Raw genomic sequence first — 18,098 nt, forward strand, 5'->3', positions numbered from 1 at the left:
CGCATCGGGCAAGCTGGCTCGAATCAGGGCAAGCTGGGGTAGGTCGAATGGCGGGAAACTCGGGCCGAAGGTCGGTTCGACCATTCCGGACGCCGTGAGAGACTGGTCTAGACAACCGTAAGAACCTGAAGGGCATCACCATGGCAGAGCGCCGCGTCAACGTCGGCTGGGCCGAGGGCCTGCACGCTCGTCCCGCCTCGATCTTCGTCCGCGCGACGACCGCTTCCGGCGTCCCGGTGACCATCGCGAAGGCCGGCGGCGACCCCGTCAACGCCGCCTCCATGCTGGCGGTTCTGGGCCTGGGCGCCCAGGGCGGCGAGGAGATCGTCCTCTCCTCCGAGGCCGACGGCGCCGAGGCCGCGCTGGACCGCCTCGCGAAGCTGGTCGCCGAGGGGCTCGAGGAGCTTCCCGAGACCGTCTGACCCTTCGGGTTCGACCCGCAGGACTCGCAGACTTACAGGACTTGCACGGCGAAGCCGTTGCCCATCGACCGTCACGGTCGGGGGCAACGGCTTCTCTGCTTTCCGCGCTGCAATCCGGGCCGCCCCCGTGGACTCCACCCCCGCAGGATCGCCGGATCGTCGAATCGGACGGAAATACGCACGCCGCTATTCCGACACACTCGATTCCCGTGGCCGAATTCCGGCACAATGGCACGCGAGACACGGGCGCCAATTACCCGGCCCGGATATCCCACCTTTGTATACGGCGTTTGTTAATGCGGAACGCTTGCCGTGTTTACGGCAGGTTGCAAAGTCCTCACGCGCAGCCGGTGCGCCCCCGCCGCCCTGTCCACGTGCACCGCGGTCAGCGCCCGGGCCCGCTCGGCGTCGCCCCGGGCCACCGCGTCCACGATCGCGCCGTGCTCCGCCCAGGACTCCACGGGCCGCGCCGGGGCCTCCACCACGTACATCCAGGCCACCTTGTGCCGCATCTGGGTGAGCAGCGCGATCAGCCCGGGGCTGCCCGAGGCCTGGGAGAGCGTCTCGTGGAACCAGCCGCCCAGGGAGCGCAGATCCTCGCCCTGGCCCCTCCTGGCCCGCTCCTGGCCCAGCCTGACCAGGCCGCGCAGCACCTTGAGGTGGGCCTCGCTGCGCCGCCGGGCCGCCCGGGCGGCCGCGAGGGGCTCCAGGAGCATCCGCAGCTCCAGGAGGTCGGCCGCCTCCTGTTCGGTCGGCTCGGCCACGCAGGCGCCCGCGTGCCGCCGGGTGGTCACGAACCCCTCGGACTCCAGCGTGCGCAGCGCCTCGCGCACCGGGACGCGCGAGACTCCGTACCGGCGGGCCAGCACCTCCTCGGTCAGCCGGCCGCCGGGCCCGAACACTCCGGAGACGATGTCGTCGCGGATCGCTGTGCATACCGTGTGCGCGGGAATACGCAAGACCGGACCTCCGCCTTTTTCGTATGACTGTGCGCGTTGCGACTCTATTGCAACACACGATAATTTCCGAGAGCGGCCGGAAATACGAAACATTCACACACCGCGGAACACAAGGCGGGGTACAAGGCGGAGCACAAGACCCGGGTACGGCGCGGAGGACCAAGCGCGCGGCGAGAAGCGCGAAGGCCCCGGCTCGAAGAGAGCCGGGGCCTTCGCGGAAGACGTGCGGTGGGGCGAGCGGGTCAGACGGTGACGCCGTGCGAGCGCAGGTACGTGACCGGGTTGATGTCCGAGCCGTAGTCGGCGCCGGTGCGGGCCTCGAAGTGCAGGTGCGGGCCGCTGGAGTTGCCGGTGGAGCCCGACAGGCCGATCTTCTGGCCCGGGGTGACCTGCTGGCCGACGGAGACGCTCAGCGAGGACATGTGGCCGTACTGGGTGTACGTGCCGTCGGCGTGCTTGATCACGACGTTGTTGCCGTACGCGCCGCCGTAGCCCGCCTCGACCACGGTGCCGAGGCCCACGGCGTGCACCTCGGTGCCGGAGGCGGCGTGGAAGTCGATGCCGGTGTGGCTGCCGGAGGACCACATGCCGCCACCCGCGTGGTACTGGGTGCTGACGTAGGTGTTGTCGAGCGGCGACACGAAGGTGTTGAGGCGCTTGCGCTCCTCTTCGCGGGCGGCGCGCTCGGCGGCCTCGCGCTCGGCCTTGGCCTGCGCTTCGGCCTTCGCCTTGGCTTCGGCGGCCCGCTGCCTGGCGTCGGCCTCGGCCTGCGCCTTGGCGGCGGCGGCCTCGGCGGCGCGCTGCTGGGACTGGGCCTGGGCCTCGACGTCACCGGCGAGCTCGTCGGCCACCACGATGGTGTTGAGGGTGCCGGTGTCCTCGATGGAGGGGGACTGGTCCGCGGCGAACGCGGGACCGGCCAGGGAGCCGACGACGCCGGTTGCGGCGAGGGCGGCTATGCCGGCGTAGCCGGCGGTCCTGCGGCTCATACGGCTCGGGCCACGGTGCTTGCCGGCGGCACTACTGCCAAACGCCATGAAGGGGCTGATCCTTTCCTTCCCTCTCGCCTACCGGGTTAGCTGACGGGTTCGGAGCAGGAAGGTCTCCTACGGGCCCCCTCTTGCGAGGCGGTCCGATTCACCCCAGGGACACAAGTGGGTCCCCGGCTCCCCAGGCTCGCGCCTGACGGGGACTCGGCGATCGCTGTCCGGTGCCGCGGGCGCGGCGGTTACAACTGACGAACAGCACGGCCGACGCTAGGCGGATCATCAGTCAATCGCCAAACAGACACGCCCTTTTGTTGCGCACGCCACACCACATACAAGCAACCACACCATCAAAGGGACAGAAAAGGCAAAAGGGACCCCGGCGGACAAGCCGCTGGGGTCCCGTGCCGGATTTCCGCGCCCGGCGGGCCAGTTGGCGGCCCGCCGGCAGTCAACGGACGGTCAGTTGGTGACCACGGTCACTTCGCCGATCCCGAGGGCCCGCACCGGCTCCTCGATCTGCGAGGCGTCACCGACCAGGACCGTGACCAGGCGGTCCACCGGGAAGGCGCTGACGACCGCCGAAGTGGCCTCCACCGTTCCGGTTTCGGCGAGGCGCGCGTACAACTGCGCCTGGTAGTCGTCCGGGAGCTCCTGCTCGACCTGGTCGGCGAGCGTGCCCGCGACCGAGGCGGCCGTCTCGAACTTCAGCGGGGCGACGCCCACCAAGTTCTGCACGGCCACGTCCCGTTCGGCGTCGGTCAGGCCGCCCTCCGCGAGGGTGCGCAGCACCGTCCAGAGGTCGTCCAGGGCCGGGCCGGTGTTCGGGGTGTCCACCGAGCCGCTGATGGCGAGCATCGAGGCACCCTTGCCGTCGGCGGTGGAACGCAGCACCTGGCCGAAGGCGCGCACGCCGTACGTGTACCCCTTCTCCTCGCGCAGGACCTTGTCCAGCCGGGAGGTGAGGGTGCCGCCCAGGCAGTACGTGCCGAGCACCTGCGGGGCCCAGACCCGGTCGTGCCGGTCGGCGCCGATGCGGCCGATCAGCAACTGCGTCTGGACCGCGCCGGGGCGGTCCACGATGACCACGCGGCCCGTGTCGTCGGCGGTGATCGGCGGGACCGGGCGCGGGGCGGTGGTGTCACCGGTCCACGCGCCCAGGGTGTCGGCCAGGACGGCGTCCAGGTCGATGCCGGTCAGATCGCCCACGACCACCGCGGTGGCGGTCGCGGGGCGCACGTGGGCCTCGTAGAAGGCGCGTACGGCCGCGGAGTCGATGCGGGCGACCGTCTCCTCGGTGCCCTGGCGCGGGCGGGACATCCGCAGGGAGGCCGGGAAGAGCTCCTTGGAGAGCTGCTTGGCGGCGCGGCGCTGCGGGTTGGCGCTCTCGTGCGGGATCTCGTCGAGCCGGTTGCGCACCAGACGGTCGACCTCGGAGTCGGCGAAGGCCGGTGCGCGCAGCGCTTCTGCGACCAGGCCCAGCGCCTTGTGCAGGCGGGAGGCCGGGACCTCCAGGGAGACCCGCAGGCCGGGGTGGTCGGCGTGCGCGTCGAGGGTGGCGCCGCAGCGCTCCAGCTCGGCGGCGAACTCCTCGGCGGAGCGCTTGTCGGTGCCCTCGGACAGGGCGCGGACCATGATCGTGGCCACGCCGTCGAGGCCCTCGGGCTCCGCGTCGAGCGGGGCGGTGAGGTTGATCTCGACCGCGACCACCTGCTGGCCCGGGCGGTGGCAGCGCAGCAGGGTCAGGCCGTTGGCCAGCACCCCGCGCTCGGGGGCCGGGAAGGCCCACGGCTGCGGCTCGCCGGCCTCGGGGCGCGGGTGGAAGGTCATCGTGACGGCTGCGGTGTCGCTCACTGCTCCGCCCCCTCGTTCTCGTCGCTCGCGTCGGTCTCTTCGGTGTCGTCCACGGCGATCGGCTCATAGACGAGCACCGCCCGGTTGTCGGGGCGCAGTCGGGCCGCGGCCACGGCCTGCACCTCCTCGGCGGTGACGTCGAGGACGCGCTGGACGGCGGTCAGCGCGAGCTGCGGGTCGCCGAACAGCACCGCGAAGCGGCACAGTTCGTCGGCGCGCCCGGCCACCGTGCTCAGCCGGTCCAGCCACTCGCGCTCCAGCTGGGCCTGCGCGCGCTCCATCTCCTCGGCCGTCGGGCCCTCGGCGGCGAACCGCGCGAGCTCCTCGTCGACGGCCGCCTCGATGGCGGGCACCTCGACCCCGCTGGAGGTCTTGACGTCCAGCCAGCCCAGCGAGGGCGCGCCGGCGAGGCGCAGCATGCCGAAACCGGCCGCGACGGCACTCTGGTCGCGGCGCACCAGGCGGTTGTGGAGCCGGGAGGACTCGCCGCTGCCCAGGACGGTCAGCGCCACGTCGGCGGCGTCGCACTCGCGGGTGCCGTCGTGCGGGAGCCGGTAGGCGGCCATCAGCGCGCGGGCCGGCACCTCCTCGACGACCTCTTCGCGCAGCTGCGCCCCCATGATCTCGGGCAGCGAGCCGTCGCGCGGCGGCTGCTTGCCGTCGTGGCCGGGGATGGTGCCGAAGTACTTCTCGACCCAGGCGAGCGTCTTCTCGGGGTCAATGTCGCCGACGACCGAGAGCACCGCGTTGTTGGGCGCGTAGTACGTACGGAAGAACGCGCGCGCGTCCTCCAGGGACGCGGCGTCCAGATCGGCCATGGACCCGATCGGGGTGTGGTGGTACGGGTGGCCCTCGGGGTAGGCCAGGGCCGTCAGCTTCTCGAAGGCCGTGCCGTACGGGACGTTGTCGTACCGCTGGCGGCGCTCGTTCTTGACGACGTCGCGCTGGTTCTCCATGGACTCGTCGTCCAGGGCGGCCAGCAGCGAGCCCATCCGGTCCGCTTCCAGCCACAGCGCGAGCTCCAGCTGGTGGGTCGGCATCGTCTCGAAGTAGTTGGTCCGCTCGAAGCTCGTGGTCCCGTTGAGGGAGCCGCCGGCTCCCTGGACCAGTTCGAAGTGGCCGTTGCCGGAGACGTTCTTCGAGCCCTGGAACATCAGGTGCTCGAAGAGGTGAGCCAGACCCGTACGTCCCTTGACTTCGTGGCGCGAGCCGACGTCGTACCAGAGGCAGACCGCGGCGACCGGGGTCAGGTGGTCCTCGGACAGCACCACGCGCAGGCCGTTGGCCAGCCGGTGCTCGGTCGCTGTGAGGCCGCCGGAGCCGGCGTGAGCTGTGGCCGTGTGACCCATGGGCATGTGGTCCCTTCGATCGCGATGCAGAGATTCCTGTCAGACCTGCCACTGTATGCAAGCGTGTCGGGGCGCGGAGAAGTTCCCGGCCCAGTCCTGGGTCGGAGTCGGCGTTGTCGGTGCCTCGGGCCACAATGGTCCGCGTCACCCCTGTCCGAAACCGCCCGCCCGCCCGACGCAGTCCCGTCCCACCCCCAGTCCCGTCCCCACCCCGTGAGAGCTCAGCTCATCCCGATTCTTGGTTAAGGAGCCGCGCAGCGATGGCCCGCCGCAGCACGAAGACCCCGCCGCCGGAGGATTTCGAGGAGAAGATCCTCGACATCGACGTCGTCGACGAAATGCAGGGCTCCTTCCTCGAGTACGCGTACTCGGTGATCTACTCCCGTGCCCTGCCCGACGCCCGCGACGGCATGAAGCCGGTGCACCGGCGCATCGTCTACCAGATGAACGAGATGGGCCTGCGCCCCGACCGCGGCTACGTGAAGTGCGCCCGTGTCGTCGGCGAGGTCATGGGCAAGCTGCACCCGCACGGCGACGCGTCGATCTACGACGCCCTCGTGCGCATGGCGCAGCCCTTCTCCATGCGGCTCCCGCTGGTCGACGGCCACGGCAACTTCGGCTCGCTCGGCAACGACGACCCGCCCGCCGCGATGCGGTACACCGAGTCGAAGATGGCCGACGCCGCCTCGCTGATGACGGACGGGATCGACGAGAACACCGTCGACTTCGCCGCGAACTACGACGGCCAGGAGCGCGAACCGGTCGTCCTGCCGGCCGCGTACCCGAACCTGCTGGTCAACGGCGCGTCCGGGATCGCGGTGGGCATGGCCACCAACATGGCCCCGCACAACCTCGGCGAGGTCATCGCGGCCGCCCGCCACCTGATCCGCTACCCGGAGGCGGACCTGGAAGCGCTGATGCGCTTCGTGCCGGGTCCCGACCTGCCCACCGGTGGCCGGATCGTGGGCCTCGCCGGAATCAAGGACGCCTACGAGAACGGCCGCGGCACCTTCAAGATCCGTGCCACGGTGGCCCTGGAGGACGTGACCCCGCGCCGCAAGGGGCTGGTCGTCACCGAACTGCCCTTCACGGTCGGTCCCGAGAAGGTCATCGCGAAGATCAAGGACCTGGTCGGCTCGAAGAAGCTCCAGGGCATCGCGGACGTCAAGGACCTCACGGACCGCTCGCACGGCCTGCGCCTGGTCATCGAGATCAAGAACGGCTTCCACCCCGAGGCCGTGCTGGAGCAGCTGTACAAGCTGACGCCGATGGAGGAGACCTTCGGCATCAACAACGTCGCGCTGGTCGACGGACAGCCGCTGACGCTGGGCCTCAAGGAGCTGCTGGAGGTCTACCTCGACCACCGCTTCGAGGTCGTGCGCCGGCGCAGCGAGTTCCGCCGCGGCAAGCGCCGCGACCGGCTGCACCTGGTCGAGGGCCTGCTGGTGGCGCTGCTCGACATCGACGAGGTCATCCGGATCATCCGGGACAGCGACAACTCCGCTCAGGCCAAGGAGCGCCTGATGGAGCGCTTCTCGCTGAGCGAGATCCAGACCCAGTACATCCTGGACACCCCGCTGCGCCGGCTCACCCGCTTCGACCGGATCGAGCTGGAGTCCGAGCGCGACCGGCTGGCCGGCGAGATCGACGAGCTGACCGGGATCCTCGACTCCGACAGCGAGCTGCGCAAGCTCGTCTCGGCGGAACTGGCCGCGGTCTCGAAGAAGTTCGGCACGGAGCGCCGTACGGTGCTGCTGGAGTCGGCGGGGACGCCGGTCGCGGCGGTCCCGCTGGAGGTCGAGGACACCCCGTGCCGGGTGCTGCTGTCCTCCACGGGGCTGCTCGCCCGTACGCCGAACGCCGACCCGCTCCCCGAGGAGGAGGGCGGCGCCCGCGCCAAGCACGACCTGATCGTCTCGCAGGTCGCGGCGACCGCGCGGGCGGACATCGGCGTGGTCACCTCGTACGGGCGGCTCCTGCGGCTGTCGGTGATCGACCTGCCGCAGCTGCCCGACACCCACGCCGCGCCGAACCTCGCGGGCGGCGCCCCGGTCACGGAGTTCCTCTCCGCACTGGAACCCGACGAGAAGGTCGTCTGCCTGACCTCGCTGGACGAGTCCGGGCAGGGGCTGGCGCTCGGCACCGAGCAGGGCGTGGTCAAGCGGGTCGTGCCGGACTATCCGGCCAACAAGGACGAGCTGGAGGTCATCACCCTCAAGGACGGTGACCGGATCATCGGAGCGGTCGAGCTGCGCACGGGCGAGGAGGACCTCGTCTTCATCACCGACGACGCCCAGCTGCTGCGCTACCCGGCGGGCCAGGTCCGCCCGCAGGGCCGCCCCGCGGGCGGTATGGCGGGCATCAAGCTCGCGGACGGCGCCAAGGTGATCCACTTCTCGGCGGTGGACCCGGCGCGCGAGGCCGTGGTATTCACGGTGGCGGGCTCGCACGGGACGCTGGACGACTCGTTGCAGTCCGGGAAGCTGACCCCGTTCGACCAGTACCCGCGCAAGGGCCGGGCCACCGGCGGCGTGCGCTGCCAGCGCTTCCTGAAGGGCGAGGACGTCCTGCTGCTGGCCTGGGCGGGCACGTCCCCGGTCCGCGCGGCGGCGGCGAACGGCACTCCGGCGCTCCTGCCGGCCGTGGACCCGCGCCGGGACGGCTCGGGCACGGCGCTGCCGGCCGTGGTCGCGGCGCTGGCGGGCGCGGTGCTGTAGGAGTTGCAGGTCATTCGGGTGGTGCTGCCGTCGCGACTGGGCGGACGTACCACCCGAATGGCGACTAGTGTTTTCCCTCTTGGCACTGTCGGGTGGGGCGGGGAGACACAGAACTGATGAGTCGTCGGTCGGGCGGATTGATCAGTGACTGGGCCGAGGCCCAGCGCCGGACGCAGCAGACGCAGCTGATCCAGCAGCGCGAGGCCGAACGCCGGCAGCGGGCGTACGAACGGGACGTGGCCCGGGGGCAGCGCGAGCAGCAAGCCGCCTACAAGCAGCACCGCGAGGCCGAGGCCCGGCGGGCGACCGAGCGGCTCGACGCCCAGGTCGCGGCCCTGCAGGGACTGCTGGCCGCGGGCTGCCGGGCCCCGGCGTTCCGGCTGGCCGCCCTGGCCAGGACCGAGCGGCTCGAACCCTTCGACCCGGGAACCCTGGCGCACCCCGTGCCGCTGCCACAGCTGCACCACTTCCAGCAGCAGAGCGGCGGCTGGACGCTGGGCTCGAACCGGCGAGCGCAGGCGGAGCGCGAGGCGCACGCCCGGTACACGCAGGCCTGGCAGGCGGCGCAGGCCGCGGAGGCACAGCGGCAGCAGCAACTGGCGGCGTACCGACAGCAGTACGACCGCTGGGCGGCGGAGCAGCTTGCCGGGATCCGCGGGCACAACGCCGGGCTCACCGAGCTGGCCGGGGCGCTGCGCGCGGGCGACGCGGAGGCCGCGGTGGAGTACTTCTCGGCGGCCCTGTACGCCTCGGCCGGCTGGCCGGAGAACCTCCCCCGACAGGTGTCGGCGGCCTACGACCCGGCGCGGCGCCAGCTGGTGCTGGACTGGGAACTGCCCGGCTACGAGGTGGTGCCGGAGGCCAAGTCGGTGCGGTACGTGCCGAGCACGGACCAGGACAAGGAGACGGCCCGCCCGGCCACGCAGCGGCGGGCGGTCTACCGGGACCTGCTGGCGCAGTGCGTGCTGCTGGTGGTGCGCGATCTGTACGCGGCCGACGAGTTCGGCGTACTGGAGTCCGTCGTCGTCAACGGTTTCGTGGACGCCCACGATCCGGTGACGGGGCGGGAAGCGCAGCTCGTCCTCGCCTCGGTGTCGGCGGCGCGCTCCGCTTTCACCGGGCTGCGGCTGGAGCTGGTGAGCGCGGTGGACTGTCTGGTGGAGGGGCTGGGCGGGCAGTTGTCGGCGCGGCCGGACCAGCCGGCCGCCGTGCGCCCGGAGCGTCGGCCCGGTGAGGTCGGCGGCGTCGTCAGTCACGGAGGGCACGCGGGCCGCGACGACGACGAGGACGAGCCTGACCTCTTCGCGATGGACCCGATCGCCTTCGAGAACCTGGTCGCGGAGCTGTTCCGGGCCATGGGCATGGAGGCGCTGACGACTCAACGGTCGGGCGACGGCGGGGTCGATATCGAGGCGAACGACCCGTCCCCGATCACGGGCGGACGGATCGTGGTGCAGGTCAAGCGCTACCGCAACACCGTGTCACCGACGGCGGTCCGGGATCTTTACGGCACGGTGCAGGACAAGGGGGCGAACAAGGGAGTGCTGGTCACCACCGCGACCTTCGGCCCCACGTCGTACACCTTTGCCGACGGCAAGCCGCTGGAGCTGGTTCCCGGGGCCGCACTCGTGGATCTGCTGCACCGGCACGGACTGCGCGGCCGTCTCGGCCCGGGGACGGTGGCCTCGGTCCCGGCCCAGCGGACGGCCGGGCCGCAGCCCGCCGCGGACCACAACGTGCTCGGCATGTCCTGGGCGGGGCCGGTCGCGCTGGACGTGTGCGCGCTGGTCTGCGAAGGCAGCCGGGTGCTCAGCGAGGACCACTTCGTGTTCTTCAACAACCCGAACACCCCGGACGGTTCGGTACGGACCCACGCGCACGCGGCGCCCGACAAGGCGGCGCTGCTGGTCTCCTTCGACGCGCTGCCGCAGCGTTGCGACCGCCTGGTCCTCATCGCCGCGGTCGACCCGGAGGTCAATCCGCACGCCGACCTGGCCGGCTTCACGGACGCCCGGATCCGGCTGCTGGACGCGGCGGGCGGCGAACTGGGCGAACTGGAGGTCTCCGACGGCCGCGCCGGCGAAACCGCCCTGGTCCTCGGCTCCTTCCGGCGCCGCCCGGGCGGCGACTGGGACTTCGTCCTCGGCGGCAAGGGCTACCCGGGCGGCCTGGAACCCCTCCTCGGCGACTTCGGCATCGAGGTCGCCTGACGCAGGCGGCGTAGCCCCCAGATCCACGTCGACGGCTGCGACCAGTGGTACGCCCACAGCCACCCCGGCAGCCGCCGGTGCGGGACGAAGCTCCAGAGGTCGTCGTCGGCCTCGTTGCCCCGCGGCCGGGCGCGCAGCAGGTCCAGGGAATCCCGGTCGACGGTGCCGTGCAGCCGGGCCGTGTGGGCCAGGGCGATGACGCCTTGGCGGCGGATCTCCGGATCGGGCGACCGCATCGCGCGGGCGACCCGGGGCAAGATCGCCCCGGCTTCGGGGTGGTTGAGCGCGAGGGCGATCACCATGACCCCGGCGTGGGGGTCACCGCGCTCGAAGGCCGCGTCCACGTCTTCGGGGTCGTCGGTCTCGTTCCACACCGGGCGGCGCCTAGAAGTCGTCGGGATCGGGATCGGTGGCCGAGTCGGAGTCCGGTTCGAAGTCCGGGGCCGGCTCCGCCGGGCGGTGTACGTAGCGCAGGACGCCCCACATGCTCTCCGGGGGCGCGTGCCACGGCTCCGGTTCGCGGCAGGCCTCCAGCTCGCGGAGCAGGGCGGGGCCGTCGGTGCCCGAGCCGATCAGGACGAGCTGCGTCAGGCGCGGTTCGCCCGGGCCCCAGGGGTGCGGGGCGAAGCGGAGGAAGCGGCCGACCGCCTGGACCTCGTAACGCTCCTCGTGGCCGGGAACGCCGAAGTGGACGGAGCCCTTGATCCGGTAGAGGCCGGCCGGGCGGCGGTCGAGGAACTCGATGAACCGGCGCGGGCCGAGGGCCTGCTCGGACACGAACTCCGTGCTCGTGTAGGCCGCGTGGACGTGCTGCGCGTGATCCGTCTCGTGGTCGTGATCCGTCGCACGAGCATGGTCGTGGTCGTGGGCCTGGGCCAGCAGGTCCTCGAAGGAGAGCTGGCCGCGCGTCTCGGTCCACGGGCGGCGGTCGAAGAGCAGTTCCGGATCGATCCGCCCGTGGTCCGCGCCGACGACCGGGATCCCCGGTGCGCAGAGCGCGGCGAGCGCGCCCTCGATCCGGGTGCGTTCGACGGCGTCGATCCGGTCGGTCTTGTTGAGCACCACCAGGTCGGCGACGGCCAGGTGCCGGTCGGTCTCGGGGTGCTTGTCCCGGGTGGCGTCGAACTCCGCCGCGTCGACGATCTGCACCATGCCGCCGTAGCGGACCGCCGGATTCTCGTTGGCGACGAGCATCCGGACCATCTCTTCGGGCTCCGCCAGCCCGCTCGCCTCGATGACGATCACGTCGATGCGGTGGACGGGGTCGGCGAGCTTCTCCAGGTACGCGTCCAGCTCGCTGCCGTCCACCGCGCAGCACAGGCAGCCGCCGCCGAGGGAGACCATCGAGTCGCCGACCTGGCCTGCCACCGACATCGCGTCGACCTCGATGGAGCCGAAGTCGTTGACGACGACCCCGATCCGGGTGCCGCCCCGGTTGCCGAGGAGGTGGTTGAGGACGGTCGTCTTGCCGGATCCGAGGAAGCCGGCCAGGACGATGACGGGGATGCTGTTCACCCGGTCGATCGTAGCCAGTGCCGTCCCGGTCACAGCACTGGCGTCAGCCGAGGGCGGGCACTGGCCGGGGCGGGGTCGGGCCGGTGTAGCGGGCGGCCGGTCGGATGATCTTCGGGTCGGCGGCCTGCTCCAGGACGTTCGCGCTCCACCCGACCACGCGGGCCGCGCAGAAGGTCGGCGTGAACATCTCGCGCGGCAGGCCGCACAGCTCCATGACCACGCCCGCGTAGAACTCCACGTTGGTGTGCAGTTCCCGGCCCGGCTTGAGCTCGGCGAGGATCTCCTCGACGTGCCGCTCGACCTCCACGGCGAAGTCCACGAGCGGGCCGCCGAACTGCAGGGCGATCCCGCGCAGCATCCGCGAGCGCGGGTCCTCGGTGCGGTAGACGGGGTGTCCGAAGCCCATGATCCGGTCGCCGGCGAGGACCCGCTCGCGGATCCACGGGTCGATCCGGTCGGCCGTGCCGATGGCGTCCAGGGTGTCCAGGGCCCGGCTGGGGGCGCCGCCGTGCAGCGGACCGGAGAGTGCGCCGATCGCCCCGGTCAGGCAGGCCGCGACGTCGGCGCCGGTGGAGGCGATCACGCGGGCGGTGAAGGTTGAGGCGTTGAAGCCGTGGTCGATCGTGGAGATCAGGTACCGCTCGACCGCGCGGGCCCTGACCGGCTCGGGTTCCCGTCCGGTCAGCATGTGGAGGTAGTTCGCCGCGTACGGGAGGTCGTCCCGCGGTTCCACCGGCTCCAGCCCCTGGCCGAGCCGGTACAGGGCGGTGAGCAGGGTCGGTACGGCGGCGCAGGCGGCCAGCGCGTCGGCGGCCCGGCGCTCGGGGGTCAGGTCGTAGACCGGGCGGAAGCCCGCGGAGGCGCCGAGCAGGGAGAGCGCCGTGCGCAGTCCGGCGAGCGGGCCGGACAGGGCGGTGGCGCGGGCCAGGGCGGGCAGGGCGTCCCGCACCTCGGCGGGGAGCCTGCGCAGCGGGGCGATCTCGGCCGCGAAGGCGGCCCGTTCGGCGGCGTCGGCCGGCAGGGTCCCGCGGAACATCAGGTGCCACACGTCCTCGAAGGTGCGGCTCCCGGCGAGCTCGACGGCCGAGTACTGGCGGTAGTGGTAGAAGCCTTCGCGGCCTCGGACGTCACCGAGCTGGGTCTCGGTGACCACGACTCCCGCGAGTCCGCGGGGGGTTTCGGCAGGTGCGACGGTGGTGTTCATGGATCGACCATCCATGATGGACTCAATCACTGTCAATATTGATCCAATCAATATATGTAGGGTGTGCGTCATGAGCGACGAGCCCGGTGAGCGAAGGATCGGCACCCAGGAGGCGGCCCGGCTGCTGGGGGTGAAACCCGCGACCGTGTACGCGTACGTCAGCCGCGGCCAGCTCACGAGCCGCCGCGACCCGGTCGGACGCGGCAGCAGTTTCGACGCCCGAGAGGTGGAGGCCCTGGCCCGGCGCAGCCGCCGCGAGGCGGCGGGACCCTCCGGTTCGGCGGCCTCCGCCGGGGAGCTGTCCGTACGCACCGCGCTCACCCTCATCGAGGCCGACCGGTACTACTTCCGCGGGGTGGACGCCGTGGAGCTGGCCTCGCGGTACCGCTACGAGGAGGTCGCCGAGTGGCTCTGGACGGGGACCCTGGTGCGCGGGGCCCGGTTCACCGCTCCCCCGGAATCCCTCGCCGCGGCCCGGCGGGCGGTCGCCGCGCTGCCCGAGCACAGTGGTCCGATCGACCGGCTGCGGGTGGCCGTCGCCGCCGCGGCGGTCGCGGACCCGCTGCGCTTCGACCTGTCCGGGCCGTCCGTACTGGGCTCCGCGCGCTCCCTGATCCCCACCCTGGTCGGCGCCCTGCCCGAGGTGGGCCCCGCGCAGTGGGGCGGGGACGGCCGCCTCGCCCGGCAGCTGTGGCCCCGGCTCTCCGCCCTGGATCCCGATCCGGACGCGCTGGCCGTACTGGACCTGGCCCTGGCCCTGCTGACCGACCACGACCTGGCCGCCTCGACCCTGGCCGTACGGGTGGCCGCGTCGGCGCGCGCGCATCCGTACGCGGTGGTCTCGGCCGGGCTCGGCGCGCTCGAAGGGCCCCTGCACGGAGCGGCCGGGCGGCTCGCGCACCGGATGCTGGTGGAGGTGCTGGAGCGGGGCGGCGCGGCCCCGGTGGTGGCGGAGTACCTGCGGGCCGGGCGCCGGGTGCCCGGGCTCGGGCACCGGTTGTACGAGGGCCAGGACCCGCGGGCGACGGCCCTGTTCGCACGGCTGGAGCCGCTCGCGCAGGCCGCTCCGGCGCTGGGCGCGGCGCGCGAGGTGGCCGGGGTGACGGCCCGGCACGGCGGCGGCCTGTACCCCAACGTGGACCTGGCGCTGGCGGTGCTGACGGTCTCCTTCGGAATGGCCCCGGAGGCCGGGGAGACCGTCTTCGCGGTGGCCCGTACGGCCGGGTGGATCGCGCACGCGCTGGAGGAGTACGAGGAGCGCCCGCTGCGGATGCGACCGAGCGGGCAGTACCACGGGCCCCGCCCGCCACAGCCGTTGCCGTGACGGGCGCGGTGGTTCCGACGGTCCGGCCGCGGCGTCAGGTCCGCAGCCAGACCGCCGTGTCCTGCCCGAGCAGCCCGTCCGCATCCAGGGCGGAGCTGCTCAGCAGGAGGCTCGTGTGGGCCGGCAGCGGGACCGGCTCCGGGGACAGGTTGGCCACGCAGACCAGCCCGTCGGGGCGGCTGAAGGCGAGCACCCCGGGCGGCGCGGGCAGCCACTGAAGCGATCCGCCGCCGAAGCCGGCCGCGGCGCGGCGCAGGCCCAGGGCCGTCCGGTAGAGGGTGAGCATCGAGGCCGGGTCCCCGTCCTGCCGGTCCGCGGCGTACTGCGGCCAGCTCGCCGGCTGGGGCAGCCAGGGCTCGTTCCAGGGCTCGGCGGTCCACGGCAGTGGGACCCTGCAACCGTCCCGTCCGGGATCGGTGCCGCCCGACCGGAAGTGCATGGGGTCCTGGATCCGGCCGAGCGGGATGTCGGCCTCCGGAAGCCCCAGTTCCTCGCCCTGGTACACGTAGACGGCGCCGGGCAGGGCGAGGGTCAGCAGCGCGGCGGCGCGGGCCCGCCGGGTGCCCAGGGCCAGGTCGGCGGGGGTCCCGAAGGCCTTGGTGGCGAAGTCGAAACCGGTGTCGGCGCGCCCGTAGCGGGTGACCGTACGGGTCACGTCGTGGTTGCACAGCACCCAGGTGGCCGGGGCTCCCACGGGGGCGTGCTCGGCGAGTGTCTCCTCGATGGAGGTGCGCAGCCGGCCGGCGTCCCACGGGCAGCTGAGGAAGGAGAAGTTGAAGGCGGTGTGCAGTTCGTCGGGGCGCAGGTAGCGGGCGAAGCGCTCGGAGTCCGGCAGCCAGACCTCGCCGACGAAGATGGCCCCGTACTCGTCGGCGATGGCCCGCCACGAGCGGTAGATGGTGTGCAGGTCGTCGCGGTCGATGTACGGGTGCACCTCTCCGGGCCACGGCTCGGGTGAGCGGCCGGCCAGGTCGGGCAGGGCCGGGTCCTTGGCGAGCAGGGCCGCGGAGTCGATCCGTACGCCGGACACTCCGCGCTCGAACCAGAACCGCAGGACTTCCTCGTGTTCCCGGCGGACGGCGGGATGGTCCCAGTTGAGGTCGGGCTGCTCGGGGGTGAAGAGGTGCAGGTACCACTCCCCGTCCGGTACCCGCGTCCAGGTGGCCGCTCCGTTGAACTGCGAGGGCCAGTCCCCCGGCGGCAGTTCGCCGTTCTCGCCGCGGCCGGGGCGGAAGTGGAAGAGCTCCCGCTCGGGACTGCCGGGGCCGGCGTCGAGGGCTGCCTTGAACCAGGCGTGCTGGTCGGACACGTGGTTCGGGACGATGTCGACAATGGTGCGGATGCCCAGCTCACGGGCTTCCGCGATGAGCTTCTCGGCTTCGGCGAGGGTGCCGAAGGCGGGGTCGATGGTGCGGTAGTCGGCGACGTCGTAGCCGCCGTCGGCGAGCGGGGAGAGGTACCAGGGGGTGAACCAGAGGGCATCGACGCCCAGTTCGGCGAGGTAGGGGAGACGGGCCCGGACGCCCACCAGGTCACCGGTGCCGTCCCCGTCGCCGTCGGCGAAGCTCCGTACGTACACCTGGTAGATGGCGGCCGAGCGCCACCAGTCGGCGGCGTTTTCGGGCAGGGGAAAGTCAGCCACGGAGGGGTCCTTTCACAGCGTTCTTTTCACAGGGGGCGGCCGGGCACGGCGGCGGTGCGGGGTGGTGCTCACCCCTTGAGGGAGCCTGCCGTCAGGCCGCTCATGATGTTGCGCTGGAAGATCAGGAAGATGATGAGCGTGGGCGCCGAGGCCATCGCGAGCGCGGCGACGAGATGGTTCTCGGGCACTCCCCTGGCGAGTGAGTAGATGCCGACGTTGAGCGTCTGCAGGGCCGGGTCGGGGAGGGTGAGCATGGGCCAGAGGAAGTCTTTCCACACTCCGACGATGGCGAAGATCGACACGACGCCGAGGACGGGCCGGGACATCGGCAGGACCACGGAGCGCAGGATGCGCAGGGCGGAGGCTCCGTCGATGGCGGCGGCATCGAGGATCTCGCCGGGGATGGAGTCGAAGAATCGTTTCAGAAGGAAGATGTTGAAGGCGTTCGTGACCGAGGGCAGCCAGATCACCCAGGGTGTGTTGAGCAGGTTCCGCTCGATGAGCGGCATGTCCAGGACCGTGAGGTACTGCGGTACGACGAGGACGGTGGCCGGGATCATCAGGGTCGCCAGCATCATGCCGAGGACGGCCTTGCCGAAGACCGGGCGGAGCTTGGACAGCGAGTAGGCGGCGGCCACGTCGAGGACGAGCTGGAAGGCGAGGGCGCCGAAGGCGTAGTAGAGGGTGTTGAACAGCAGCTTGGCGAGGTCCATGACCTTCCAGGCCGCCGAGTAGTTCTCGGCGTGCAGGGAGTCCGGCACCACGGTCGGCGGGACCTGGGTGAACTCCGCGGTGCTCTTGAGCCCGTTGGCGACCATCCAGTAGAGGGGCCCGAGGAAGACGACCGTGAAGCCGATCACGACCACGGCCAGGACGGTCCAGTAGGCGATCTTGCCCCGGGTGCGGCCGAGTTGGGCCGGCGATATGAGCGTGCGCTCCGACATGTGAGGTGCTCCCGTCAGTTCTCGTTGTCGCGGCTCAGCCGGACGTACACGGCGGAGAAGCCGGCGAGCAGGACGAGCAGGCACAGGCCCAGGGCCGCGGCGCCGCCGTACTGGTTGAAACTGAAGGCGTACTGGTAGATGAGGACGACGACGGTGGTGGTCGATCCTTCGGGACCGGCGCCGCCCGTGAGCATGAACGGTTCGACGAACACCTGCATCGTCGCGATGACCTGCATGAGCAGCATCAGCGAGAGGATGAGCTTGGTCTGCGGGATCGTGACGTGCCAGATCTTGCGCAGCACCCCGGCTCCGTCGAGCTCCGCCGCTTCGTAGAGCTCTCCGGGAATGCCCTGGAGGGCCGCCAGATAGATCAGGGTCGCGCCGCCCATGTTCATCCACGTGGAAGCGATGACCACGGAGAGCATCGCGGTATCGGTGGATTGCAGCCAGTCTTGCGCCGGCAGGTGCAGGAATTCCAGAATCCTGTTGAAGACCCCGTAACCGGGGTCGTAGAAGTACTTGAAGAGCAGGATCGAGGCCACCGGCGGCATCATCACCGGGAGGTAGACCAGCAGGCGCAAGTAACCCTGCGCGTGCCGGAATTCGTTGAGCACGACCGAGACCACGAACGGGACGGCGAAGCCGAGGACCAGCGCGAGGCCGCTGAAGAGCAGGGTGTTGCGCCAGGCCTGCCAGAACGCCGGGTCGTTGAAGACGTAGCGGAAATTGTCCCAGCCGACCCAGTGGACGGCTCCGCCCTCGGTCTTCTGGAAGGCCAGCAGGAACTCCCGGACCATCGGGTACCAGGAGAAGAAGGAGAAGCAGAGGACGGCGCCGATCAGAAAGCCGTGGGCCGATAGGTTCCGCTTGAACGCCCGGGAGAACTCCTCGCGAGAGGTACCGGACAGGGTGGGAGCCGACATCGCCGCTCGCTCCTTGGTGGGTCGTCGCCATCGGTTTGCGGGGTACGGG

At 71.5% G+C, this 18,098-nt stretch carries 14 protein-coding genes and 1 riboswitch; of the genes, 4 read left to right on the forward strand and 10 right to left on the reverse strand.

Annotated elements, in window-relative coordinates; all coding sequences use genetic code 11:
• Positions 1-140 precede the first annotated feature (140 nt).
• Positions 141-422, forward strand: a complete 282-nt coding sequence (locus tag OHA37_RS09565) for an HPr family phosphocarrier protein (RefSeq protein ID WP_250746483.1) — start codon at positions 141-143, stop codon at positions 420-422.
• Positions 423-715: 293 nt separating this feature from the next.
• Here the strand turns inward: OHA37_RS09565 and OHA37_RS09570 are convergent, their stop codons facing one another.
• The 4 genes from OHA37_RS09570 to OHA37_RS09585 all read right to left on the reverse strand — a co-directional run bounded on the left by OHA37_RS09570 (position 716) and on the right by OHA37_RS09585 (position 5,576).
• Positions 716-1,381: a GntR family transcriptional regulator gene (locus OHA37_RS09570; RefSeq protein WP_266903914.1), complete on the reverse strand. Its 666-nt coding sequence runs from the start codon at positions 1,379-1,381 to the stop codon at positions 716-718.
• Positions 1,382-1,623: 242 nt separating this feature from the next.
• The gene (locus OHA37_RS09575; protein ID WP_266903915.1) at positions 1,624-2,418 is read right to left on the reverse strand and encodes a M23 family metallopeptidase; all 795 of its coding nucleotides are present in this window, start codon (positions 2,416-2,418) and stop codon (positions 1,624-1,626) included.
• Between the two features lie 12 nt (positions 2,419-2,430).
• Positions 2,431-2,590: riboswitch (cyclic di-AMP (ydaO/yuaA leader) on the reverse strand.
• A 239-nt stretch (positions 2,591-2,829) separates the two neighbouring features.
• A complete protein-coding gene (locus tag OHA37_RS09580) occupies positions 2,830-4,197 on the reverse strand; it encodes a M16 family metallopeptidase (protein ID WP_266912627.1) in 1,368 nt (455 codons plus the stop codon).
• A gap of 20 nt (positions 4,198-4,217) precedes the next feature.
• Positions 4,218-5,576: a M16 family metallopeptidase gene (locus tag OHA37_RS09585; protein ID WP_266903916.1), complete on the reverse strand. Its 1,359-nt coding sequence runs from the start codon at positions 5,574-5,576 to the stop codon at positions 4,218-4,220.
• 254 nt (positions 5,577-5,830) lie between these two features.
• Here OHA37_RS09585 and OHA37_RS09590 point away from each other — a divergent pair, with 254 nt between their 5' ends.
• Together OHA37_RS09590 and OHA37_RS09595 are read left to right on the forward strand one after the other, a co-directional pair.
• Positions 5,831-8,287 carry a DNA gyrase/topoisomerase IV subunit A gene (locus OHA37_RS09590; protein WP_266903917.1) on the forward strand — a complete coding sequence of 819 codons (2,457 nt, stop codon included), beginning with the start codon at positions 5,831-5,833 and terminating at the stop codon, positions 8,285-8,287.
• A 116-nt stretch (positions 8,288-8,403) separates the two neighbouring features.
• Entirely contained in the window at positions 8,404-10,497 is a 2,094-nt protein-coding gene (locus OHA37_RS09595; protein ID WP_266903918.1) for a restriction endonuclease, read from the forward strand.
• Here the strand turns inward: OHA37_RS09595 and OHA37_RS09600 are convergent.
• Genes OHA37_RS09600 through OHA37_RS09610 form a run of 3 tightly spaced genes read right to left on the reverse strand, consistent with a single transcriptional unit; the run spans position 10,443 to position 13,231 of the window.
• Complete coding sequence (locus OHA37_RS09600; protein WP_266903919.1) at positions 10,443-10,871, reverse strand: hypothetical protein; 429 nt, start codon at positions 10,869-10,871, stop codon at positions 10,443-10,445. The two genes, OHA37_RS09595 and OHA37_RS09600, sit on opposite strands and share 55 nt — an antisense overlap.
• Before the next feature lie 10 nt (positions 10,872-10,881).
• A complete protein-coding gene (locus tag OHA37_RS09605) occupies positions 10,882-12,012 on the reverse strand; it encodes a CobW family GTP-binding protein (RefSeq protein ID WP_266903920.1) in 1,131 nt (376 codons plus the stop codon).
• Between the two features lie 43 nt (positions 12,013-12,055).
• Positions 12,056-13,231: a citrate synthase gene (locus OHA37_RS09610; RefSeq protein ID WP_443046136.1), complete on the reverse strand. Its 1,176-nt coding sequence runs from the start codon at positions 13,229-13,231 to the stop codon at positions 12,056-12,058.
• A gap of 55 nt (positions 13,232-13,286) precedes the next feature.
• Here OHA37_RS09610 and OHA37_RS09615 point away from each other — a divergent pair, with 55 nt between their 5' ends.
• A complete protein-coding gene (locus OHA37_RS09615; protein WP_266903922.1) occupies positions 13,287-14,540 on the forward strand; it encodes a citrate synthase in 1,254 nt (417 codons plus the stop codon).
• Positions 14,541-14,574: 34 nt separating this feature from the next.
• Here the strand turns inward: OHA37_RS09615 and OHA37_RS09620 are convergent, their stop codons facing one another.
• The 3 genes from OHA37_RS09620 to OHA37_RS09630 all read right to left on the reverse strand — a co-directional run bounded on the left by OHA37_RS09620 (position 14,575) and on the right by OHA37_RS09630 (position 18,049).
• Entirely contained in the window at positions 14,575-16,182 is a 1,608-nt protein-coding gene (locus OHA37_RS09620) for a glycoside hydrolase family 13 protein (protein WP_266903923.1), read from the reverse strand.
• Positions 16,183-16,250: 68 nt separating this feature from the next.
• The gene (locus OHA37_RS09625) at positions 16,251-17,126 is read right to left on the reverse strand and encodes a carbohydrate ABC transporter permease (RefSeq protein ID WP_266903924.1); all 876 of its coding nucleotides are present in this window, start codon (positions 17,124-17,126) and stop codon (positions 16,251-16,253) included.
• A 14-nt stretch (positions 17,127-17,140) separates the two neighbouring features.
• A complete protein-coding gene (locus tag OHA37_RS09630; protein ID WP_266903925.1) occupies positions 17,141-18,049 on the reverse strand; it encodes a carbohydrate ABC transporter permease in 909 nt (302 codons plus the stop codon).
• Between the last annotated feature and the right edge of the window lie 49 nt (positions 18,050-18,098).

This window comes from Streptomyces sp. NBC_00335, from assembly GCF_036127095.1.
Lineage (GTDB): Bacteria > Actinomycetota > Actinomycetes > Streptomycetales > Streptomycetaceae > Streptomyces.